Source organism: Sphingopyxis sp., from assembly GCF_050725615.1.
Lineage (GTDB): Bacteria > Pseudomonadota > Alphaproteobacteria > Sphingomonadales > Sphingomonadaceae > Sphingopyxis.
Genome location: NZ_JBOHHU010000068.1, coordinates 1 through 23392 on the forward strand (window position 1 = coordinate 1; position 23392 = coordinate 23392).

The following is a 23392-nucleotide window of genomic DNA, read 5'->3' on the forward strand; positions in this document are numbered from 1 at the left end:
GGGAAGAGATCCATCTCTGGAAATCGTCCGGACATGTCAAACGCTGGTAAGGTTCTGCGCGTTGCTTCGAATTAAACCACATGCTCCACCGCTTGTGCAGGCCCCCGTCAATTCATTTGAGTTTTAACCTTGCGGCCGTACTCCCCAGGCGGATAACTTAATGCGTTAGCTGCGCCACCTAAGCTCTAAGAGCCCAGACAGCTAGTTATCATCGTTTACGGCGTGGACTACCAGGGTATCTAATCCTGTTTGCTCCCCACGCTTTCGCACCTCAGCGTCAATACTTGTCCAGTCAGTCGCCTTCGCCACTGGTGTTCTTCCGAATATCTACGAATTTCACCTCTACACTCGGAATTCCACTGACCTCTCCAAGATTCAAGTTTTCCAGTTTCAAAGGCAGTTCCAGTGTTGAGCACTGGGCTTTCACCTCTGACTTAAAAAACCGCCTACGCGCGCTTTACGCCCAGTAATTCCGAACAACGCTAGCTCCCTCCGTATTACCGCGGCTGCTGGCACGGAGTTAGCCGGAGCTTATTCTCCCGGTACTGTCATTATCATCCCGGGTAAAAGAGCTTTACAACCCTAAGGCCTTCATCACTCACGCGGCATTGCTGGATCAGGCTTTCGCCCATTGTCCAATATTCCCCACTGCTGCCTCCCGTAGGAGTCTGGGCCGTGTCTCAGTCCCAGTGTGGCTGATCATCCTCTCAGACCAGCTAGAGATCGTCGCCTTGGTGAGCTTTTACCTCACCAACTAGCTAATCTCACGCGGGCTCATCCTTGGGCGATAAATCTTTGGTCCGAAGACATTATACGGTATTAGCACAAATTTCTCTGAGTTATTCCGTACCCAAGGGCAGATTCCCACGCGTTACGCACCCGTGCGCCACTAAGTCCGAAGACTTCGTTCGACTTGCATGTGTTAGGCATGCCGCCAGCGTTCGTTCTGAGCCAGGATCAAACTCTCAAGTTTGATGTTCGAATCTGCGAAGGTGGAATATCCCTCGCAAACCCGCTCATTTTAAGGAGCCTGGCCTACACAAGAAGCAACCCCGAAAGGCTGCTTCCACGTTATGGAAACGTGTAAGACATGTAGGTCAGGCTTGGCTTTTTAACCTGAGTTGCTTGCACCTTAAAGCTGCAAGACCCAGGGCCGCCGCCCACATGTCCCTTCATCGACAATCACAATTTCAAAGAGCCACCGACAAGAAATGGCGGACAGTTGTCGTTCCCCGCTATTGCTATCGGGGGACATCTGTCCGTATCTGTTGGCGACCGGCTGGAGCGTGGCGTTTGGCGCCGCGCCCCGTCCGGTGAACAGGCCTCTAGGCCCCTCTCTGATTCGCGTCAACAACCTTTTTGCAATTTTGTTTCAAAAGATGTTCGACGCATCGGGAGAGGCCCGGTGCCAGAAGGACCAAATGGTGAGCGAAACCGCGGATTTCAAGGGCAACGAGCCGGTACGGGATAATCCGGAAAGCTTCGGCCGCCGCGTTCGATCGGCGGTAATCTGGCGTTCGGGCAGCCAGATTCTGGCGCAGATCATCACCTGGGGCTCCACTTTGCTCGTGATTCGCCTGCTCGATCCGGCCGATTATGGGCTTTTTGCGATGACGCAGGTCATCCTCGCCTTTCTCGCCTTCCTCAACGGCTATGGATTCGCCAGCGCGCTGGTGCAGTCCGAATCGCTCGATCCCTTTCGCGTCCGCCAGGCGTTCGGGCTTCTCCTCCTACTCAACGCGCTGCTCGCGGCGGTGCAGTTCTTCGGCGCCCCGCTGGCCGCTGCCTATTATGGCCAGCCGATCGTCGCCGACCTGTTGCGCGTCCAGGCGCTGATCTTCCTCGCGACGCCGTTCATTGCGCTGCCCGAAGTGATGATGAGCCGCGCGCTCGATTTCCGCAAACAGGCCTTCGTCAATCTCGCCGCCGCGCTCGTCGGCGCCGGCACCGCGCTCGGCTGCGCGCTGTCGGGCTATGGCGTGTGGACCTTGGTCTATGCGCCGATCGCGCTGTTCTGGACGCGCGCGATCGGGCTCACGCTCGCGGCGCGGCTGCTCGTCTGGCCCAGTTTCGACTTTCGCGGCTGCGGCCAGATCATCGCCTTCGGCTCGGCGGTGCTCGCCTCGCACTTCTTCTGGCTCGTCCAGACGCAGGCCGACATCTTCATCGCCGGCCGCCGATTCGAACCGCACGCGCTCGGGCTATATGCAGAGGCCCTGTTCCTCGCGCAGATCTTCGTGTCGAAATTCGTGCCGCCGCTCAACGAGGTCGCCTTTCCCGCCTATGCGCGAATCCAGGGCGACAAGGGCGCGGTGCGCTGGAACTTCCTGAAAGCCGTGCGCCTGCTGATGCTCGTACTCGCGCCCGCCTATGCGGGACTCGCGGTCACCGCCGCGCCGCTCGTCGAAACGGTGTTCGGGCTGAAGTGGCTCGGCATGGTGCCTTATGTCCAGATTTTGGCGCTCGCGCTGCTGGTGATGACGGTGCAGATTCTGTTCGCGCCGGTCACCAACGCGCTCGGCCGTCCCGCGATCGCGATGAAGGCGTCGCTGTGCGGCGCGATTCTCTTTCCGGTCAGCTTCCTGATCGGCGCGCAATTCGGGTTGATCGGCCTCGCCTGGGCCTGGCTCGTCGCCATGCCGCTCTTGCTGATCGTCACCGCGAAGCTGTCGGCGCCCGTCATCGGCGTGACGCTGACCGACATCGGCCGCGCCGTGCTGCCGGGACTCGCGCCTGCGCTGGTGATGGCGGTCGCGGTCGGGCTGATCGAGCGCATGCTGCCCGCCGGCATGATCGCCCCGCTGCGACTCGCGATTCTCGTGGGGGCAGGCGGACTGATCTATCCCGCCCTGCTCTGGCTGCTGGAGAAAGAGGCGATCGCCGAAATCCTGCGACTCGTCCTGCGCCGCCCGGCGGTTGGAACGCCCGCGACTCAGGACGCGATATAGTCGCGCATCGCTGCGGCTTCGGCCTCGATGCGGTCGATGCGATATTTGACGAGGTCGCCGATCGACACGAATCCGACCAGCTGGCCGTTGTCGACCACCGGCAGGTGGCGGATGCGCTTCTGCGTCATCTGCGACAGGGCCCCCATCACCGCCGTGCCCGATTCGCAGGTCACCGGCGATTTGGTCATCACCTCCTCGAGCGTCCGGTCGAGCGCCTCGGTGCCATAAGAGGAGAGCAGACGGACGAGATCGCGTTCGGAGAAGATGCCGACGATGACGTCATTCTCCATCACCGGCACCGCGCCGATACGGTTCTGCGCCAGCAGGTCGACCACCGCGCGCACATCATCTTCCTTGCGCGCCGAAATTACCGCGCCGGTCCGTCCGTGGAGAATCGCTCCGATCGTCATGCCTTGCCGCTCCCCCTGTCGATCATGTGGAAAAACAATCTATCACGATTCGCGCCCCAAGCGAAACATCCTGCCGTACGCCGATGCCGCTTGGCCTTGCCGCGCGACTGGTCCATGGAAGCGGTCATGGTCAAACCCTCGCCGCTCGACAACCACGACACCGCCAATATCGCCTGGGCGCGCTATCGCCGCCTGATGCTCGGCATGGCGCTGGTGTCGACACTCGCGGTGATCGCCGCGCTGCTCTATCTGCACTTCAGCCTACCGCAGGGCCTGACCATCCATATGATCATCGCCACCACGGCGGGCGTCGGCCTGTCGGTGATGCTCGGCGCCGCGTTGATGGGCCTCGTCTTCCTGTCGAGCGGCAGCGGCCACGACGAATCGATCGAGGACCCGTTCGAAAATGACCCGGAAATGAAAAATGACCGATAAGACCCCGTCGGACGCGGCGCGCGACCCGATCCTGCGCGTCGTCCCCGCGCCCGCCGACATCAACAGCAACGGCCATATCTTCGGCGGCTGGGTATTGAGCCAGATGGACATCGCCGGCGGCATCGTCGCGGCGCGAATCGCGCAGGGCCCGACCGCGACCGTCGCGATCGAGGCGATGGAGTTCATCGCGCCGATCCTGCTGCGCGACATCATCTCGGTCTATGCGCATCTCGAACGGCGCGGACGGACATCGATGGGCATCCGAATCGAAGTGATCGCCTCGCGCGGTCGCGGCGAGGAACAGGTGAAGGTCACCGAAGGCCTGTTCACCTTTGTGGCGCTCGACGAGAATCACCGGCCGCGCGCGCTGCCGCCCGGCTAATCTTCTTCGGGCCCTTCCCAGTCGTCCTGATTGTCGGCGCCGATTCGGTCGACTTCGTTCACCCGGTAATCGACCGTCTTCTTGCCTTCGGCGGGCACGGTCACCGACCAGATCCGCTTGCCGTCGCGCAGCTTCGTCGGCCGGCCGATCTTGTCGACCATATAAGAGGCGTCGCTGGCAAAGCTGACCTCGACCGGTTCGGGCTGTTCGCCGTCATTCTCGATCGTGATGCGATAGCGCGTCCAGCCTTCGCCCGAATCAAGCTCCTCCTGGTCGGCGTCGACATCGCTGTCGTCCTGATCGGGGAGCTGCAGATCGATCAGTTCGCCGACCGCCTTGTCCTTCACATCGGTCTGGGCGGCCAGCATCGGCTCGCCGAATCGGCGCTGGAACAAGGCGACCTGCCCACCCGGCAGCGGTTCGGCGAGCGGGCCGCCCTTCTTGTTGTCGATGCGCAGCACCGGGTCGACATAGCCATCGAAATTGTCGCCGGTCACCGCGAAGGCGTGAAGCATCTGCGCCGCGACCCCCGGCTTTTCCAGAAAGGCGATCTGCTTGCGGCTTTGCGCGCCGAGCGTCGTCGGCTGCGGCACGCGGTATAATTTATAGTCGCCGATGTCCTCGCGCGGCGCGATTCGCGATCCGGTGACGACGATCTCGCTTCCCTCGTCGCCGCCCCCGCCGCCGCCGTAGAAACCAATCTCATAGCCGGCGGCATAGTCGATCTGGCCTTCGGGCAGGCGGTCGGGGCCGAACAACCGCGGATAATATCCCCCGCTGCCGCTGCTGCCGCGCGGCCAGCAGTCGAACCAGACTTCGATATTGTCGGGATGCCAGGGATCGTCTTCGGCTTCCTGGCGCCGGCGTTCCTCCGCCTCCCATGGTTCCTCATCGCCGGCGATCGGCGCCGCCGCGAAAAAAGCGATGCGCCCCGCGATCACCGCCATGTCGGCGCCGGTGAAACTCGTCGAATCGCCGCTCGCGACGGTCAGCCAGGCGAACAGGTCGACCGATTTCGCATCGGCGCCGATCTCGCCGACATAGTTCGACTGCCAGTCGAAATTATTGGCGAGATAGGTGAGCTCGAGCTTTGTCCGCCCGCCCGGCTGGTCGCCCAGCGTCATCGACAGCGTCGGCACCGGGTTCAACCCCGCCGGCACCGCGTCATAGAGCAATGTTTCGGGCAGCCCGCTGCACTGCACCGCCTCGAACCCGCCCTTGCGCTCGACGATCAGTTCCTCGGGCCCCGAGCGGACGCGCACCCGCTCGAAACGCGCCTTGCCCGTCGCGGGGTCGGTCGTGCGCAGCATCACCTGCTGCCCGGTCAAGGCGTCGAGCAGCCCGCGCTGCGACAGCAGGCGCCGGTCGTAATTCTTCTCGCGCGGCTTGCCGCCGCCGCGCAGCAACGCCGATTCGGGCAGGATGCTGCTCGACACCCCTTCGAATCGGACAATCACCGGCCCCGGCGGCAGGTCGACCGTGCGCGTTTCGCGAATCAACGCGAAGCCGCCGAGGGGCTCTCCGTCGTCAGGCGCCGGAAGCGGCACGTCGGGATTGCGATTCGGATCGCGATAGAGGCTGATCGCGACATGGTCGGGTTTGGATGACGCGACCACCGGCGGATCGGCGGCGCGCGCGGGCGCCGCGACGACGCCCGCGACCAGTAGCAACAAGGCAAGAGCCCCGCGCACGGTTCAGTTCAGCGTGTCATATTGCACGGTCAGCTCGGTGCGCCCGTTCGCGGGCACCGTCACCTGCCACTTGCGGCTTTCCCAATAGAGATTGTCCTTGTCGGCCGGCAGGCTCTCGAACGGCACCCGCGTGTCGTTGTTCCAGGTGTTGAGGCCGTTCTGGGTGAAATCGATCGTCACCGGCGTCGACCGCGCGTTGGTGAAGATATAGCGCATATGGGTGCGCCAGAAATTGCGCTTCACATCGGTCTCGGTCACCGTGACGACGCCGTTCTTGCGCACCCGCGTCGACGAACTGCGCGTCCAGTCCTCCTCGGTCAGTTTCTCGCGCTTCTCGAGGATCGCCTGATATTTGACGTCGAACGCCTTGCCCGTCGTCAGCGACAGGTCCGATCCCGCCGACGTGTGGCTGATATAGCTCTCGCCGACGAACTGCGCCGCGCCGCGCGCATCCTTGACATAAAGCCGCACCGACCCGGCCGGCATCGCATCGCCGACCCCGCCCTTGCCGGTCGAAAAACGATAGGTCGAATTGGCGCTCTGCGCTTCGTCCATCGTCGCGAAGCGGTCGAGCGACGCCGCATAGCCGCGCGTCGCGGGCACCCCCATCGCGTCGAGAAAGGCGATCTGCTTCTGCTGCGCGCTCGCGATCGTCGTGCGGTCGGCCATCGGATAGGCATGCATGTCGGCGAGCGCCTCGGCCTTGGCGCTCTCGGTCCCGGCGCTGGTCATCGCCGCCGGCTCGCCGTCGCCGCCGCGCGATCCGCGCCGCACCCCGATCTGATCGCTCGCGACGAGCAACAGTTTCGCATTGGCGAATCCGGTGCCGCTGTTGTTCTTCAGCGTCACCCAGCCCTGCAAATCGAGCGCCTTCGCCGCCTCGTCATAGAGCGCGACATAATCGGCGCGCCAGCTCAGCCCTTCGGACAGGTAGCGCAAGGTTAGCGGCCGCGCGCCGGCGCTCTTGCTGTCCACGGTCACCGATAGCGTCGGGCGCGCGCGCAAATTGGTCGGGATGCCGTCGAAGATCACCCGCACCGGCAGATTGTCGTCGCGCAAGATCTCGATTCGCCCGCCGACGTCGAGCACCACCCCGCCATTGACCGCGAGCACCTTCGCGCGCTCGCGCGTCTCGGCGCCGGTCGCGGGGTTGGTGCGGATGATCGTGATCTCCTGCCCCACCGCCTTCTGCATCATCGCGGTCGGCGACAGGAGGTCGAAATCGAAATTCTGCTCGACGATCTCGAGCCCCGTGCCGACCAGGCTCACCGTCTCGGGCCGGATGCGGCTCGACACATCGGGGAATTCCAGCTTGGCCTCGCCGGCGGGCAAATTGGTCTGACGCGTATCGGTAACCAGCGCGAGTTCGCCGCTATAGATGGTCACCGCGACATCGCCCTGCCCGCCAGTGCTCACCACCTGCTGCGCCGCTGCGGGCGCCGCCATCGCCAAACCCGGACCCAGGAGCCCCGCCATCAGCAGACCCCATGTCCTCGCCCCACAAGCCATGCGACCTCTCCCCTTATCTCTCTGTCGTCAGCGCATCTTCTGCCGGAACGTCTGCACCACGCTGTCGTTCGCGGGCACCCGCACGCGCCACACCCAACTCGCGCCGCGCCGTTCCCAAGTCGTGGGTTCGGGATCGATCGCGAAGGGAATCAGCATCTCGACCTCGGCGTCGAAGGGCCGCGCATTGGTCAGCGTCACCTGCCAGTCCTGATATTCGCCCTTTGGCGCGCGCGCGGTGATGACGCTCTTATATTGTACCGCCGGGCTGAGCCCGAGTTCGTAATCGACGCGTTCGCCCTTCGCCTTGTCGCCAATCCGCGCCTCGCCGACGAGCAGGCGCCGGCCCGCGATCGTCTCGAACACCGAAGCCGCACCGGCGGGCAAGGCCAGCCCGAGGCCGTCCGACTCGCGATTCTGCACGCGCAACATCATGGTCAGCGGCTGCACGCGCCCCGCCATCCAGTCGTAGAGTATCGTCGTATAGAGCTGCTCGACCGCGACCTTGTCCTTGATCAGCAGCGCGACCTGCTTCTGCCCCTTCGCCGACACATCGACGCGGAACGGGATGCGATAGAATTTGAGGTCACCGAGGTCCTCGGCGGGCGGCGGCGGAGGGGGCGGCGGTGCCGGCGGAGGCGGTGGAGGCGCCATGACCGGCATCGGCGCGCGCGCATAGGCCATGCGCGTGCCGGTCACCATCACCTCTTCGGCATAATCGTCGACGGTCGGCTCGATGATCGGCGGCAATTCCCAAAAGGGGTGCGTGCTGGTGATGTCGAGCGGCCAGCATTTGAGGTTGAGCGTCCCCGGCGGCGTGCGCTGCAATGGCGCGCGATAGCCCTTGTTGAGCCGTCCGGCGATGACGTTGAGTTGCGCGCCCGGGAAACTCGTCACCCCGCCATTGGCGACGGTGATCCAGCCGGTGATGCCGAGCTGCTTGCCGTCGCCCGCGCGGTCGACGACATAATTCGCCGCCCAGTCGAAACCCTCGGACAGATAGACAAGCTGCAGCGTCACCGTTCGCGCCCGCGCGCTTTCGACCAGGATCGACAGCGTCGGTTTGGCCGACAGATCCTTGGGCACCCGGCTATAGAGCATCCGTTCGGGCAACCCCGCACAGCCCAGCGCCTCATAACCCTCGGGGGTCTGCAGGATCACCCCGCCGTTCGGGCCCGCCTGAATGATCGCCTGCTGCTCGCGAACCTTGCCGGTCTTGCGGTCGGTGCGGCGTAGCGTGACGCTGCGCTTGAGATAGGCGTCGACCAGCCCGGCGGGCGACAGCAAGCGCGCATCGCGATTCTTCTCACGCACCCCGTCGGGCATGCCCGAAACCACGGCGGTTTCGGGCAGCAGGCCTTCGGACACCCCCTCGAAGCGCAGCACCGAGGGGCCTGCGGGCAAGCTCACCACCCGCGTCTCGGTGACCAGCGCGAAGCCCTGCGGCCACGCCGGATCGATCGGCCCCGCGCCGCGGAACGGCGCGCGATAGACGGTGACCGCGACATCCTTGAGCCGCGACGACACCACCACCGGCGCCTCGGGCCGCACCGGCGGCGCGGACAGGCTCGCGCCCTGCTGCGCCGCCAGCGGCGTCGCAGCGAGCGCGGCCAGCAAGGCCGGGATCAGGCGCATCGCGCGCACGGCCCGGTCCTCAGTAGCGCGAATCGAAGGTGGCGGTGACTTCGGTCTTGCCGTTCGCGGGCACCGGCACCACCCATTCGACCCGATCGGCCGAGACGCGATTGCCCTTGATGCTCTCGTCGCTGATCCGCACGTCGCCCCACAGCCCGCTCTGCGACAGGTCGACGGTGACCGGTCCCGGCCGCGCATTGGTCACGACATAGCGCATCTTGGTGATCCAGCGCGAATCGCTCTTGCGGGTGCGCGACACCACCGTCGTCTGCACCTTGACGTCGAAGGCGTCGCCGGTGCGCAAGGTCATCGACGATCCCATCGGGGTATGGCCGATGCTGTTCTCGCCGATGAATTGCGGGTCGCCGCGCGCGTCGCGCATATAGACGCGGATCGTGCCGGCGGGCAGCTGATCGCCGAGCCCGCCCTTCGCCGAGGTCGAGAAACGCAGCACGCTCGCCGCGCTCACCGGATCGGTGCTCGCGCCGAGCCAGCCGTTGACATATTCATAGGTCGAACGCGCCGGCGCGCCCTTCACGTCGAGGAAGCTCACCTGCTTCTGCTGCGCATTGGCGATCGTCGTGCGTTCGGCGAGCGGATAGAGATAATAGTCGCCGAGCCGCTCGCGACCGTTGCTCTCGGTCCCCGCCTCGTCGAGCGAACTGACCATCTGCGCAAAACCGCCGCCGCCGCCCGGGCTGCCCGCAACCAACAAGGTGCGGGCGTTGGTGAAGGTCGTGCCGGTCGAATTGGTCAGCGTCACCCACCCCTGCATGTCCATCGCGCCCTTGGCCGCGTCGAACAGCGCGACATAGTCGGCGGTCCAGCCGAGGTTGGGGGTGAGGTAGGACAGGCGCGCGGGGACCGTCCCGGCATTTGCCGCCTCGACCGTCACCGACAGCGTCGGGCGCGCGCGCAGATTGGGGGGCAGCCGGTCGAACACCGCGCGCACCGGCAGGCCGTCGTCGCGCAGCACCTCGATCCGTTCGCCGATCTGCAGCACGATGCCGCCGTTCGCCGCGAGCACCTTGGCGCGCTCGCTGCGCTCGGCGCCGGTCGCGGGGTTGGTGCGCACCAGCGTGATCTGCTGGCCGACCGCCTTGTCCATCAACTTGTCGGGGGTGAGCAGGTCGAAGTCGAAATTCTGCTCGACGATCGCGAGCCCGCCGCCCGAGAGCGTCACCGTCTCGGGCCTTATGCGCGCCGAGACGTCGGGAAATTCGATGCGGTTGCGCCCGGCATTGACCGCGAGTTGGCGGTCGTCCTGCACCAGCGACTGGCCGTTGTTGTAGATGGTGACCGCGACGTCGCCCTGCGCGGTCGCGCCGGGGTCCTGCTGCGCCGCGGCGGAAACCGATAGCAGCGGGACGGCGATCGCTCCCAAGAGCCAAGTCTTTGCCAAAGCGCGCATAATGGCTCTCCCCCACATGATGTTGCGGGGAGGCTAAGTCAGTTTGCGGCGATTGGCCAGCGCGAAAATGGCGACCCATTCTCACTTCGTCACCCCGGACTCGATCCGGGGTCCCGCTAATCTGCGGAAAGGCGCGACGGCCAAAAAGCGGGACCCCGGGTCGAGCCCGGGGTGACGACAATTTCAGCCGTCACATCCCGTCACAAGGCGTCGAAGCGGACTATTCGGCCGCTTCGACGTCCGAGCTGCGCGCCGCGAGCGTGCGGCGCTTGCGCGGCTTCGGCGCGGCTTCGGCGGCCTCGGCCTCGTCGGCTTCGGGGGCCGGAGCGGGACGGCCGATCGCGGGGGGCAGCACGGCGCTGTCGATCCCGGCGCCACCTTCATCCTCGTCGCGCGGACGGCGCGGGCTGCGGCGCGGCGCGCGCGCGGGCTTGGCTTCCGCCACCGCGACGTCCTCGTCGCGGGCTTCGACCTCGACGCGCTCCGGACGCTCGGGGCGTTCCGAACGCTCGGCGCGCTCGCGCACCGGCTGGCGGTTGCCGCGATTGTCGTCATTCTCGTCGCGGTCGCGGCGGTTGCCACGGTTCGGGTTGCGGTCGCCCCGATCGTTGCGCTCGTTCCGGTCGCCGCGATCATTGCGATCGCCACGCTCGCGGTTGTCGCGCTCGCCGCGATTGCCCTCGCGATCGCCGTCGCTGTCGCCCTGGCCCTCGTCGAGGTCGGTGTCGTCATGCGCGTCGAAATCCTCGACCCCGCGCACTTCGCGGTGGCGATCGCCCCGATCCTGCTGGCCGCCGTTCTTTTCTTCCTGGCGAGCGCGGAAATCGCTGTGCACGCGGAAATAATGGTCGGCGAACTGGAGATAATATTCGGTCTGCACCCGGTCGCCCGAAAGCTGGGCGTCGCGCGCGAGATTCTTGAATTTCTCGATCATCTGCGCTGCGTTGCCGCGCGCACGGCTGTCGATGCGATTGGCCTGGTCGGTACCGCCACGGCCGCCGCCCGACTGCGGGCGATTGTTGTTGTTATTGTTGTTACGGCCGCGACGGCGACCGTTCTGCCGGTTGTTCATGTTCAACTGAGACATCCTGTCGAAAAGCTCTAAGCTATGCCAACCCCTTTTGGCCGACCGCGCCTCTTGCGCGTCGTGCCCGCGCTCCCTTGCGCGGCTCTTCCGTGTTACCGCTTGCACGAGACATTCGTCCCGCACCAGCATCGTAAATGGGAAGCAGACCCGCCGGACCAGTATCGGTGCGCTGCACCGCCAAAGGGACCCTGATCAGGCCTGTACGCCGCCCCTACCGTGCTTTGGACGCGAAACCAAGCGATTTCTTGGGATCGGGATCAGCGGGCGCGGGTCAGGAGCAGGGCACGGTCGCGGCCGCCGAGGTCCTGGCGGCAAGCGACGATGAAACCCGCCGCTTCGGCGAGTTGCCCGACCGAGATATGCTGCGTCGCCCCGATTTCAAGCACCGCCAGCCCATCGGGCGCGAGCAGGCGCGGCAGGTCGGGGATGATGCGGCGATAGTCGGCGAGCCCGTCAGCGCCGGCGTAGAGCGCACCGGCCGGTTCGTGGTCGGCGACATCGGGCATCAGCTTTTCATCGTCGGCGATATAGGGCGGATTGCAGAGGATCAGGTCGAATGGTCCCTCGACGCCGTCCCCCCAGTCGCCCGACTGAAAGTCCGTGCGATCGGCCAGGCCCAGCTCGTCGGCATTGTCGCGCGCAAAAGCGAGCGCAAATTCGGACGCATCGACGCCCAGCCCGGTCGCGTGCGGGAACTCGCTCAGCACGGCAAGCAGCAGCGTCCCCGGCCCCGTCCCGAGGTCGAGCACCCGCGACGGCCACCCCGCCCCCCGTCCGTCCCGCGCGAAGTCGAGACACGCCTCGATCAACGTCTCGCTATCGGGCCGCGGGATCAGCACCCCGGGCCCGACCTCGATGCGCAAGGTCCAGAAATCGCGATAACCAACGATATAGGCGATCGGCTCATGCGCCATCCGCCGCGCGACCAGACGCGCATAGAGATTGGGCACTTCGTAACGCGCGGGATCGAGCAGCAGCGCGGACCGCTCCACCCCCAGCGCATGCGCCATCAGCAATTCGGCATCGAGCCGCGGCGTATCGCTGATGCCCGTCAACAGGTTCGTCGCGGTGCGCAGCGACTCCGCGACGCCCGCGAAGGTTGGCGTCTCAGTCACCCAGCCCCGCCAGCCGCTGTGCCTGATCCTCGGCGATCAGCGCGTCGACCAGCTCGTCCATCGCGCCTTCCAAAATCTCGGGCAGGCGATGGAGCGTCAGGTTGATGCGGTGGTCGGTCACGCGCCCCTGCGGGAAATTATAGGTGCGAATGCGCTCCGACCTGTCGCCCGACCCGACCATCGACTTGCGCGCCGACGCCTCGGCGCTGTGGATCTTCTCGCGCTCGAGGTCGTAGAGCCGCGCGCGCAGCACCTGCATCGCCTTGGCGCGGTTCTTGTGCTGGCTGCGCTGGTCCTGCTGGATCACGACGAGGCCGGTCGGGATATGGGTGATGCGGATCGCCGAATCGGTCGTGTTGACATGCTGTCCACCCGCGCCCGACGCGCGATAGATGTCGACCTTGAGGTCGCTGTCGGCGATCGCGACATCGACCTCCTCGGCCTCGGGCAAAACCGCGACCGTCGCGGCGCTGGTGTGGATACGCCCGCCGCTTTCGGTCACCGGCACGCGCTGGACGCGGTGGACGCCGCTTTCGAACTTGAGCTTGGCGAACACGCCCTGCCCGCTTACCGACGCGACGACTTCCTTATACCCGCCGACCTCGGTCTCGTTCGCCGAGATGATTTCGACCTTCCAGCCCTGCCCGTCGGCGTAGCGGCTGTACATGCGCAGCAAATCGCCCGCGAACAAAGCCGCCTCGTCGCCGCCGGTGCCGGCGCGGATTTCGAGCATCGCGGCGCGCTCGTCGGCGACATCCTTGGGCAGCAATTGGACCGCCAGGTCATGCTCGGCGGCGGGCAGCGTCTCTTCGATCGCCGCCAGCTCCTCGGCCGCCATCGCCTTCATCTCGGGATCGGCCAGCATCTCGGTCAGCGCGACAATCTCGCCGCGCAGCCGCACCACCTCGCGCGCGGCGCCCGCGACGGGTTCGAGCTCGGCGAACTCCTTCGACGCCGCGACGAAATCGGCGGGCGCCATGTCCCCCGTCGCCATCCGTGCCTGCAAGGCGGCGTGGCGTTCGATGATGGCGTCGATCTGGCGGGCGGAAACGGAGGTCATTGTTGTCAGAACAGGACCAATAGCTTGGCATGCGTGACGCGATCACCGCCACGAATGTTCACATGGGGAACGCCGTCCCGGATTCCGTAGGAAACAAGGATTTGCGCCGGGATTTTCGCAGCCTTGTCATAGCGTTTGCGCGGCGACCCCGCCGCAACAATCTCTGCGGAATATCCGTTTGCGCGAACGTCGGCCAGCGCCTTCATTGCCCGGGGCAAGACACTATCATCCTCGACCGCGATCACCGCGTCGAGGCGCGTGTCGATGACATCGTCGCCAACCAGCATCGCCAGCCGCTCGATTCCCGCCGCCCAGCCGACCGCCGGCGTCGGCGGGCCGCCGAGCGCTTCGATCAGCCCGTCGTAACGCCCGCCGCCCAGCACCGTCCCTTGCGCCCCCAGCCGGTCGGTGACGAATTCGAACGCGGTGTGACGATAATAGTCGAGCCCGCGCACCAGCCGCGCATTGCGCTCCCATGCGACGCCTGCGGCGTCGAGCCCAGCGGTCACCGCGCCAAAGAAATCCTGCGCCTCGCTCGTCAGATAAGCGTCGATATCGGGCGCGCTGTCGGCGATCGGCCGGTCGCGCGGGTCTTTGCTGTCCAATATCCGCATCGGATTCTTGTCGAGCCGCGCGAGGCTGTCTTCACTGAGATCCCCGCGATGCGCCTCGAAATGATCGACCAGCGCCGTCCGCCAGGCGTCGCGGCTCGCCGCGTCGCCGAGGGTGTTGAGCGTCAGCGTCACGCCCTCGGCAATCCCCAATTCCTTGAGCAGCTGATCCGCGAACACCAGCAATTCGGCGTCGGCGAGCGGGCTGTCGCTGCCCAGCACTTCGGCGTCCAATTGGTGGAACTGGCGATAGCGCCCCTTTTGCGGTCGCTCGTAGCGGAACAGCGGCCCGTGCGTCGCGACCTTCAGCGGCGCATATTGCTGCCAGCCATTGCTGATATAGGCGCGCGCGATGCCAGCGGTGAATTCGGGGCGCAGCGTGATCGACTCGCCGCCGCGATCCTCGAAGCTATACATTTCCTTGGACACCACGTCGGTCGTCTCGCCGAGCGAGCGCGCGAACACCGCGGTCGGCTCGATCACCGGCACCTCGATGCGTTTATAGCCATAGAGCCGCCGCACGCGGTCGAAGGTGTCGACGACATGCTGAAAACGGTCGGCGAAATCGCCGAGCATGTCCTGCGTGCCCCGCACCGGCTGCGGCGTGGCGATCTTGGCGGATTTGTCCTTGCTCATGGGCGCGGCGTCTAATCTTTTTTGGTCGAAAGGCAAAGGGCGCTCGCCGACCCGATGCTGGACGTCCTCCACATTTCCCGGCAAAACGCGGCACCATGAAAAAACAACTGTTCGTCGCAGCCGCCCTCATCGCCCTCACCGCCCCCGCAGCCTATGCCCAGGAGGGCAACAGCCGCCCGCAACCGGTGGTGCAGCCGCTCACCATCCCGCTGCCCGTCGACCGGCCCTATCCCGGCACGATGTTGCTCAGGGTCGACGCGACCGACTATGTACGCGGCATTTTCCACGTCCGTCAGACGATCCCGGTGCCCAAGGCCGGCAAATTCACTTTGCTCTATCCCGAATGGCTGCCCGGCAAGCATGCCCCGCGCGGCGCGATCGCCGAGGTCGCGGGATTCAAGCCGACCGCCGCCGGCAAACCGCTCGCCTGGACGCGCCAGCCGACCGATGTCTATGCCTTCGACATCGAGGTGCCGGCGGGGGTCAAGAGCATCGATATCGCTTTCGATTTCCTCTCCCCGACCCGCACCACCGAAGGCCGCATCGTGGCGACCGACGCGATGATGAACCTGCAGTGGGAACAGGTCAGCCTCTATCCCGCGGGCTGGTTCACCCGGCAAATCCCGGTGCAGCTCGAGGTCCTGCTGCCCGACGGCTGGATCGGCGCCGCCGCGCTCGACGGGCTGCAGGTGTCGAAGAACCGCTACAGCTTCGGCGTCACCAGCTATGAAAATCTGGTCGACAGCCCGATGTTCGCGGGCAAATATTACCGCCAATGGGCGCTCGGCAACGGCGTGACGCTCAATGTCGTCGCCGACGAAGCCAAATATCTGGCCGCCAGCCCCGACCATATCGCGCGCCATGCTGCGCTGGTGTCCGAAGCCGTCGCGCTGTTCGGCACCCGCCATTATGACCGGTATGAATTTCTGCTCGCGCTGACCGACGAGATGGGCGGCATCGGGCTCGAACATCACCGGTCGAGCGAGAACAGCCGCAACCCCGATTATTTCACCAAATGGGACGATAATGACAGCGAGCGCGGGCTGCTCCCGCACGAGCTGGTCCACAGCTGGAACGGCAAATATCGCCGCCCCGACAAGCTCTGGACCCCCGATTATCGCACCCCGATGCAGGACAATCTGCTCTGGGTCTATGAAGGGCAGACGAGCTTTTGGGACCTTGTCCTCGCCGGCCGGTCGGGCATGCAGTCGAAAGAGATGATCCTCGCCGAATGGGCGACCAACGCCGGCTTCTACAGCGTCCAGGCTGGCCGCGACTGGCGGTCGGTCGAGGATACGACGCTCGACCCGATCATCGCCGGGCGCAAGGCGCGCGCCTTCCCGAGCGCGACGCGGACCGAGGATTATTACAACGAAGGCGGACTGATGTGGCTTGAGGCCGACATGCTGATCCGCCAGGCCACGAACAACGCCAAAAGCCTCGACGATTTCGCGAAGATCTTTTTCGGCGGGCGCGAGGGCGACTGGGGGCAGGACAGCTATGACTTCGACGATGTCGTCGCGGCGCTGAATACGGTCCATCCCTATGACTGGGCTAAGTTCCTGCGCGAGCATATGCAGGCGCCGGGCCGTCCCGCACCGACCGCGGGAATCGAGGCGGCGGGGTATCGGCTGATGTGGCGCGACGCGCCCAACGCCTATGACCGCGACCGCATGGCGCGGGCGAAAAACACCGACCTCACCCACAGCCTCGGCCTCGCCATCGACAAGGACGGCGTCGCGGGCAGCATCCTGTGGGACGGCCCCGCCTTCAAGGCCGACATCGTCAACGGCACCAAGATCCTCGCGGTCGACGGCGTCAGCTACAGCCGCGAACGCATCGAAGCCGCGATCAAGGCCGCGACCGACGGCAAGACCCCGGTGAAATTGCTCGTCGAGCGCGGCGGCCGCTACCGCAACGTCGAGATCGACTATCATGGCGGGCTGCGCTGGCCGCATCTGGAAAAGGTCGGCACCGGGCCCGACTGGTTCGACCAGCTCCTCGCGGCGAAGCGGGCGCTCTGATTCCCCTCCCGCAAGCGGGAGGGGTTGGGGGTGGGCGCGAGCGCAGCGAGCAAGCGACGTCGCGTTGGCCCACCCCGCTGCGACTAACGAACAAGTTCGCAAGTCTCGCTGCCCCTCCCGCCTGCGGGAGGGGAACCTATCGCTCCCGCCTTCCCTCGCTCGCCCCCAAGGTCTAAGGCGCCCCGCGAATCAAAACCAAAAGGACATCTCCCATGCGCATCGACCTGATCCCGGCCGGCGACAGCCCGCCCGACAGCCTGAACGTGCTGATCGAAGTGCCGATCGGCGGCGAGCCGGTGAAATATGAGTTCGACAAGGCGTCGGGGGCGCTGTTCGTCGACCGCTTCCTCCACACCCCGATGCGCTATCCCGCCAATTACGGCTTCGTGCCCCACACGCTGGGCGAGGACGGCGACCCGCTCGACGCGCTGGTCGTCGCGCGCTCGCCGATCGTCGCCGGCGCGGTGGTCAAGTGCCGCCCGATCGGCGTGCTGTTGATGGAAGACGATGCCGGCGGCGACGAGAAATTGCTCTGCGTGCCCGTCAACAAGACCTTCCCCTATTATGACAAGGTCTCCACCTACAAGGACATGCCCGAGATCGTGCTCCAGCAGATCGAGCATTTCTTCACCCATTACAAAGACCTCGAACCCGGCAAATGGGCGAAGCTCAACGGCTGGGGCGATGTCGACGAGGCCAAGCGCATCATCGTCGAATGCATCGAACGCGCGAAGAAGGTGGGGTACTGAGCCAATCACCGTAGCCCTGAGCCTGTCGAAGGGCGCCTCTCGATAAGCGCCCTTCGACAGGCTCAGGGCTACGGTTCAGGATGCGAGTGGCTCGCCGTCATCGGGTGCCTCCCCCACCAACCGCACATCGGTGCGCGGATAGGGAATCCGGATCCCCGCTTCCTTGAACCGGTCCCAGATCCCCAGAAACACCTCGCCCTGGATATTGCCCAGCCCGGCCTCGGGGTCCGAAATCCAGTAGCGCAGCTCATGTTCGACCGCGCGGTCGCCGAACGCCGTGATCCACACCACCGGTTCGGGGTCGGCCAGGATGCGCGGGTTCGCCTTTGCGGTTTCGACCATGATCTTCTGCGCCGCGCGCAGGTCGCAATCGTAAGCCACCGGGACGCGCATCCGCACCCGCACGTCGCGGCTCGAATAGCTCCAGTTCTCGACCGGCATCGTCATCAGCAATTCGTTCGGAATCAGATGCTTCTTGCCGTCGCGGGTCACGACGCTGACCGCGCGCACCCCGATCTTCGCGACGCGGCCGACGTTCGGGACGCCGTTCAGCGTCGCCGAACTCCCCATGCTCGCACCGTCGCCGACGACGATCACGTCGCCCGGCTTGATCGAGCGGTCCATCAACAGGATGATCCCGGCGATCAGATTGCCGACGGTCTTCTGCAGCCCGAAACCGATCGCGAGCCCCGCCGCGCCCGAAAACACCGCGAGCGCGGTCAGGTCGATGCCGAGCAGGTCGATGCCGAACAGGATCGCGAAGATGAACAGCGCGATCGCGATCAGCTTCTCGGTCAGGATGCGCTGCGTCGCGTCGATATGGGTGTTACGCCGCAGCAGCCATTTGATCGCGCGCATCGTCAGCCGGACCGCGAGATAGAGCAGAACCGCAACGACGATCGTCGAGAACAGCCCATAGAGCGACAGCCGATACGATCCGACGTCGATGCCGATCGCCTGCATCGCCTCGACGGTGCGCGCGGTGCCGCTCTTCAGGTCGGCAGAAACGCTCATCCCGCCATCGCCGCGAAACCGCGCGCCAGGTCGGCGATCAGGTCGGCAGGGTCCTCGAGCCCGATCGACAGCCGCACCAGCGGGTCGGGGTCGGTCCAGAAGGTCGCGGTACGAATGTCGGCCGGATTGCTCGGCACCACCAGGCTTTCATAGCCGCCCCAGCTGAAGCCGATGCCAAAGTGCGACAGCGCCTCGATGAAGCGCGTCCGCCCCGCCTCGTCGCTGCCTTTCAGCGTGAAACCGAACAGCCCGCTGGCGCCCGAAAAATCGCGCGCCCAGATTTCATGCCCCGGATCGCCCGCCAGCGCCGGATGCAGCACGCGCCCCACCTCGCCCCGTGCCGCCAGCCATTCGGCGACCGCCAGCGCGCTCGCGCCATGCCGCGCCATCCGCACGTCGAGCGTGCGCAGCCCGCGCAGCATCAGCGCGCAATCGTCGGGCGAAACCGCCTGCCCCAGCTGATAGGCCGCGCTGCGCAGCTTCGGCCACACCGCGCGCGTCGCGGTCAGCGACCCCATCATCGCGTCGCTATGGCCGCCGACATATTTGGTCAGGCTCATCATCGTCACATCGACGCCATGCGCCAGCGCCGGAAACAGCAGCGGCGTCGCCCAGGTGTTGTCGAGCATCGTCAGCACGCCGCGCGACCGCGCCGCCGCGACGATCGCGGGTATGTCCTGCACCTCGAAGGTCAGGCTGCCCGGCGATTCGAGGAAGATCAGCTTGGTCTCGGGCCGGATCAGCTCGGCAATCGCGCCGCCCACCAGCGGATCGTAGAATGTCGTCTCGACCCCATAGCGCTTGAGCAACCCGTTGCAGAAGGCGCGCGTCGGCTCATAGGCGCTGTCGACCATCAGCAGATGGTCGCCCGGCGCGAGCAGCGCGAGCATCCCCGCCGAATTGGCCGCGACCCCCGACGGATAGAGCAATGTGCCCTCGGCGCCCGGCTCCAGCTCGGTCAGCGCATCGGCGAGCGCCCACACCGTCGGCGTCCCGCGCCGCCCGTAATAAAGCTGGTCATGCGTCGCATGGCCGCGCGCCTTCAGGTCGGCGATATTGTCATAGAGGATCGTCGATGCGCGCCACACCGGCGGATTGACCACACCGCCGCCCAGCCGCGGGTCGCCGGTCCATTCGGGCCGCCGCCCACCCTGCACCAATTTCGTCGCGGGGCGGAGGCTGTCGTCGTCGCTCTTGCTCATGCCATCCCTGTTAGCGGAGCGCGATGCAAAATCCAGTGGTCGGCACCCATCTGCCCGCGCAGCGGGCCATTCAAAATCTCACGCAAAGGCGCAAAGGCGCGAAGAGGTTCATGCACATCGGGGCTATTTCGCGCCAAAATCTTTGTGCCTTTGCGCCTTTGCGTGAGTCAAAATAGCGCTACGCGCGACTTGCTACACCAACGCCGGCAACGGCCCGCCCGGCCCGATCAACAGCCCCAGCACCGAGCAGATCGCGAGCATCGGAATGATCCCCAGCTTGAAGCGGAACAGCAGCACCGCCGCGAGCAACGCGAGCAACACCGCCGCGACATCGACGCTGGCCAGCACCGGCAGCTCGAAACCCCAGCCACTCGGCGCCAACCGCCGGAACAGCACATGCAGCGCGAACCACAGCGAGAGGTTGGCGATCACCCCGACCACCGCCGCCGTCACCGCCGCCAGCGCGCCCTTCAGCCCCGCCGCGCGCTGCAGCCGGTCGATCCATGGCGCAAAGGCGAAAATCCACAGGAAACAGGGCGCAAAGGTCACCCAAAGCGTCAACCCGGCGCCGAGGAAGGCGGCGACGAAGGGCGTGAACGGCGCCGCGTCGCGATAGGCGGCGAGGAAGCCGACGAACTGCGTCACCAGGATCAGCGGCCCCGGCGTCGTCTCGGCGAGTCCCAGCCCGTCGGCCATCTCGCCCGGCCGCAGCCAGCCGAACCCCGACACCGCCTCCTGCGCCATATAGGCGAGCACCGCATAGGCGCCGCCGAAGGTCACCACCGCGAGCTGCGAAAAGAACGAGCCAATGTCCCACAGCACATGCTCGCGCCCGAGCGTGACGAGGATCAGCAGCATCGGCGCCGCCCAGATCGCGCCCCAGAGCAGCACCGCCGACAGGCTCTGCCGCCACGCCGGCCCGGCCGGCGGCAAGGCCTCGCCCTTCACCGGCCCCAGCGCCAGCAGGTCGGGACGCCAGCGCGCCGCGGCCCAGCCGATCAGCAGCGCCGACAGGATGACGAGCGGAAAGGGCAAGGTCAGGATCGCGATGGCGATGAAGGAGGCGACCGCGATACCGCGCTGCAACGGCGTCTTGAGCGCGCGGCCGGCGATACGCAGCAGGGCCTGCACGACGATCGCCAGCACCGCCGCCTTGATCCCCAGAAACAAGGCGGCAAACCAGTCGAGCCCCGCCGCCATCACATAGAGCGTCGACAGGCCGAGCATCACCAGCGCGCCGGGGGTGATGAACAACAGCCCCGCGACCAGCCCGCCGCGCAATCCGTGCAGCCGCCAGCCGATCCACGTCGCCAGCTGCTGCGCCTCGGGCCCCGGCAGCAGGTGGCAGAAATTGAGCGCGTGGAGAAAGGTCGATTCGTCGACCCAGCGCCGCTCGTCGACGAACTCGCGGTGCATCAGCGCGATCTGCCCGGCGGGGCCGCCAAAACTCAAACAGCCGATGCGCGCATAGGCCCGCACCGCCTCGGCAAAACTCGGGGTGGGGGACAGGATATCGTCAGGAAAATCGGTCATCGGGCATACTTCTCCAGCCGGCATCGCCGGGTGAAAAAGCAACGCTTGGGCGGACGCCTGACCGGGAGGTTGCCTCGCCCCGATGCGACGGGATTACCGCCGGGCATCGAGGCGGAGCAAGCAAGAAAAAGCTGTGCGTCCGGAAAGCCGCGCTTGCGCTACTCGCTCGCACAGCCTCAAAAATATCTCGCGCAAAGACGCAAAGGCGCAAAGAGAGAGCGACCTCTTTGCTTCTTTGCACGAAACGATAATGGCGCTGCGCGCGGAGCCAGGCCCCTCGCTCGGTGGCTTACGCCGCGCCGGTCGCCTTGGGCGTCGCCGGATCGGCGCCCCACTCGCTCCAGCTGCCGTCATAGACCGCGACATCGTCCTTGCCGAGCAGATGCGCGCCGAACGCGACGACGGTGGCGGTCATGCCGGTGCCGCAGGTGGTGACGAGCGGCTGGTCGAGGTCGACACCCGCCGCGTCGAACGCCGCCTGCAACGCGTCGCCGCGCTTCCACGTGCCGTCGGCGTTGAACAATTCGCCAAAGGGCAGGCTGCGCGAACCCGGGATATGACCCGGCGCGACGCCCGGACGCGGGTCGCGATCCTCGCCGGTGAAGCGCGGGCCCGAACGTGCGTCGACGACCTGTTCGGCGGCGCTTGCGACATTGGCGAGCATCTCGTCCTTGGTGCGCACCGCCTTGGCATCGCGCCACACGGTGAAGTGGCGGTGGCGCAATGTCTGCTTGCCCATTTCGAGCGGGCGGCCTTCGGCCTTCCACTTGGCGAGGCCGCCGTCGAGCAGCGCGACATCATGCGCACCGAACAATTTCAGCAGCCACCAGCCGCGCGCCGCGCTCTTCAGCGGGCTGTCGTCGTACAGCACGATGCGGCTGCCGTCGCCGAGGCCGAGCGACTGCATGCGGCTGGCGAATTTTTCCGCCGGGGGCGCCATATTGTCGACGTCGCTGCTCGCGTCGGTCAGTTCGGCCAGGTCCATGAACACCGCGCCGGGGATGTGGCCCACCTCATATTCGGCGCGCGCGTCGCGGTCGGCCTCAAGAAATTTCGTCGCATCGACGACCCGCAGGTCCGATGCCCCCAGTTCGCGTTCCAGCCAGTCGGTTGAGACCAAGGCGTCCATGTCATGCTCCTGTTGCGACCCGCGGGGAACCTGTTTCCGTCCCTCCGCCTGCCATCCTGCTGCCTTTCCGGGGAAGGCCCAGCCTATGCCCCGCGGTGCCCTTTTTCAAGCGCCGCAGCCATCTGCCCCAGCTAATGCTGCACTGCAACAGAAAACCATGGTGCAGGCGCGGCTACTGGCTCCGCCGGACGGCGGTCGAGCGCGAACCCGGACGGTCGAGAATATAGGAGGCGCGGTCGAGCGGAAGCGGAGCCAGCTTGTCGCTGCCGCTCGCCCCCGATTCGCGGCCCAGCACGAAGCTGCCCGCGATCTGGCCAAAGGCGTTGGCATCGCCCTCCCAATGATAGGTGACATCGAACGCCATGACGGGCACCAGCATCGGCTTGCCGCCGATCATCAGCGGCTCGACCATCGCGCGCGGGAGCATCGCCTCGGTGGTCAGCGCCTCGCCCGCCCCGGCTTTCAGGTCCATATCGTCGCGCAAAACGCTGCCCCCGGCGCCATCGAAAAAGCGCGCGAGCACCGGTTCGGTCATCGCCGATCCCTGGTTGAGCGCGATGCGCACCATCAATCCGGTCGCGTCGACCGGCCCCTGGTTCACGATATTCAGGGCAAAGGCGACCGCGACATGCTCGGGGGTCACGCGGATCCCCTTCACATCGAGCGCGATCGACACCAGCGCACGCCGTTCGGCGGCGGCGCGGGTGACCAGCGGCGAAGCGGCGGGCGGCGCGATCGACGGCGCGCGGGGCGCGGGAGGGGGAACCGGCGCGGCGCGCGGCGCGACGGCGGCTGGCGTCGGACGCGCTGGCTC

At 66.0% G+C, this 23392-nt stretch carries 18 protein-coding genes, 1 rRNA gene and 1 pseudogene; 5 read left to right on the forward strand and 15 right to left on the reverse strand.

Annotated elements, in window-relative coordinates; genetic code table 11:
* Positions 1-973 (reverse strand): 16S ribosomal RNA (locus ACREB7_RS15050); the annotation flags it as partial.
* A gap of 448 nt (positions 974-1421) precedes the next feature.
* Here ACREB7_RS15050 and ACREB7_RS15055 point away from each other — a divergent pair.
* A complete protein-coding gene (locus ACREB7_RS15055; protein ID WP_431593090.1) occupies positions 1422-2948 on the forward strand; it encodes a lipopolysaccharide biosynthesis protein in 1527 nt (508 codons plus the stop codon).
* Here ACREB7_RS15055 and ACREB7_RS15060 read toward each other — a convergent pair.
* Positions 2933-3358, reverse strand: coding sequence for a CBS domain-containing protein (locus tag ACREB7_RS15060; RefSeq protein ID WP_431593091.1), 426 nt, complete (start codon positions 3356-3358; stop codon positions 2933-2935). The two genes, ACREB7_RS15055 and ACREB7_RS15060, sit on opposite strands and share 16 nt — an antisense overlap.
* A 126-nt stretch (positions 3359-3484) precedes the next feature.
* Between ACREB7_RS15060 and ACREB7_RS15065 the strand changes: the two genes are divergently transcribed.
* Entirely contained in the window at positions 3485-3793 is a 309-nt protein-coding gene (locus tag ACREB7_RS15065) for a hypothetical protein (RefSeq protein ID WP_431593092.1), read from the forward strand.
* A complete protein-coding gene (locus tag ACREB7_RS15070) occupies positions 3783-4175 on the forward strand; it encodes an acyl-CoA thioesterase (protein ID WP_431593093.1) in 393 nt (130 codons plus the stop codon). The genes ACREB7_RS15065 and ACREB7_RS15070 overlap by 11 nt, the downstream gene beginning before the upstream one ends.
* Here ACREB7_RS15070 and ACREB7_RS15075 read toward each other — a convergent pair.
* From ACREB7_RS15075 to hisS, 8 genes are all read right to left on the reverse strand, one after another.
* Positions 4172-5848, reverse strand: a complete 1677-nt coding sequence (locus ACREB7_RS15075) for a DUF4139 domain-containing protein (RefSeq protein ID WP_431593094.1) — start codon at positions 5846-5848, stop codon at positions 4172-4174. The two genes, ACREB7_RS15070 and ACREB7_RS15075, sit on opposite strands and share 4 nt — an antisense overlap.
* A gap of 21 nt (positions 5849-5869) precedes the next feature.
* A complete protein-coding gene (locus ACREB7_RS15080; protein ID WP_431593095.1) occupies positions 5870-7342 on the reverse strand; it encodes a DUF4139 domain-containing protein in 1473 nt (490 codons plus the stop codon).
* Positions 7343-7402: 60 nt separating this feature from the next.
* Positions 7403-9007, reverse strand: coding sequence for a DUF4139 domain-containing protein (locus ACREB7_RS15085; RefSeq protein ID WP_431593106.1), 1605 nt, complete (start codon positions 9005-9007; stop codon positions 7403-7405).
* 19 nt (positions 9008-9026) lie between these two features.
* Complete coding sequence (locus ACREB7_RS15090; RefSeq protein ID WP_431593096.1) at positions 9027-10418, reverse strand: DUF4139 domain-containing protein; 1392 nt, start codon at positions 10416-10418, stop codon at positions 9027-9029.
* A gap of 220 nt (positions 10419-10638) precedes the next feature.
* Positions 10639-11490 carry a DUF4167 domain-containing protein gene (locus tag ACREB7_RS15095; protein ID WP_431593107.1) on the reverse strand — a complete coding sequence of 284 codons (852 nt, stop codon included), beginning with the start codon at positions 11488-11490 and terminating at the stop codon, positions 10639-10641.
* Between the two features lie 272 nt (positions 11491-11762).
* Positions 11763-12620, reverse strand: coding sequence for a peptide chain release factor N(5)-glutamine methyltransferase (prmC, locus tag ACREB7_RS15100; RefSeq protein ID WP_431593097.1), 858 nt, complete (start codon positions 12618-12620; stop codon positions 11763-11765).
* Positions 12613-13680 (reverse strand): peptide chain release factor 1, encoded by a 1068-nt coding sequence (prfA, locus tag ACREB7_RS15105; protein ID WP_431593098.1) that lies wholly within the window; start codon positions 13678-13680, stop codon positions 12613-12615. The genes prmC and prfA overlap by 8 nt, the downstream gene beginning before the upstream one ends.
* Positions 13681-13685: 5 nt before the next feature.
* Positions 13686-14927 carry a histidine--tRNA ligase gene (gene hisS / locus ACREB7_RS15110; protein ID WP_431593099.1) on the reverse strand — a complete coding sequence of 414 codons (1242 nt, stop codon included), beginning with the start codon at positions 14925-14927 and terminating at the stop codon, positions 13686-13688.
* A 95-nt stretch (positions 14928-15022) separates the two neighbouring features.
* Between hisS and ACREB7_RS15115 the strand changes: the two genes are divergently transcribed.
* Both ACREB7_RS15115 and ppa read left to right on the forward strand, forming a co-directional pair.
* Entirely contained in the window at positions 15023-16951 is a 1929-nt protein-coding gene (locus ACREB7_RS15115) for a M61 family metallopeptidase (protein WP_431593100.1), read from the forward strand.
* A gap of 212 nt (positions 16952-17163) precedes the next feature.
* A complete protein-coding gene (gene ppa / locus ACREB7_RS15120; RefSeq protein ID WP_431593101.1) occupies positions 17164-17700 on the forward strand; it encodes an inorganic diphosphatase in 537 nt (178 codons plus the stop codon).
* 75 nt (positions 17701-17775) lie between these two features.
* Here the strand turns inward: ppa and ACREB7_RS15125 are convergent, their stop codons facing one another.
* The 5 genes and pseudogenes from ACREB7_RS15125 to ACREB7_RS15145 form a co-directional block, all read right to left on the reverse strand.
* Positions 17776-18714 carry a mechanosensitive ion channel family protein gene (locus tag ACREB7_RS15125; protein WP_431593102.1) on the reverse strand — a complete coding sequence of 313 codons (939 nt, stop codon included), beginning with the start codon at positions 18712-18714 and terminating at the stop codon, positions 17776-17778.
* Positions 18711-19916: a cystathionine beta-lyase gene (metC, locus tag ACREB7_RS15130; protein WP_431593103.1), complete on the reverse strand. Its 1206-nt coding sequence runs from the start codon at positions 19914-19916 to the stop codon at positions 18711-18713. The genes ACREB7_RS15125 and metC overlap by 4 nt, the downstream gene beginning before the upstream one ends.
* Positions 19917-20108: 192 nt before the next feature.
* Positions 20109-21449 (reverse strand): chromate efflux transporter, encoded by a 1341-nt coding sequence (gene chrA / locus ACREB7_RS15135; RefSeq protein ID WP_431593104.1) that lies wholly within the window; start codon positions 21447-21449, stop codon positions 20109-20111.
* A gap of 289 nt (positions 21450-21738) precedes the next feature.
* On the reverse strand, positions 21739-22578 hold the full coding sequence (gene sseA / locus ACREB7_RS15140) for a 3-mercaptopyruvate sulfurtransferase (RefSeq protein ID WP_431593105.1): 840 nt from the start codon (positions 22576-22578) through the stop codon (positions 21739-21741).
* 172 nt (positions 22579-22750) lie between these two features.
* Positions 22751-23392: pseudogene (locus ACREB7_RS15145) on the reverse strand (hypothetical protein); the annotation flags it as partial.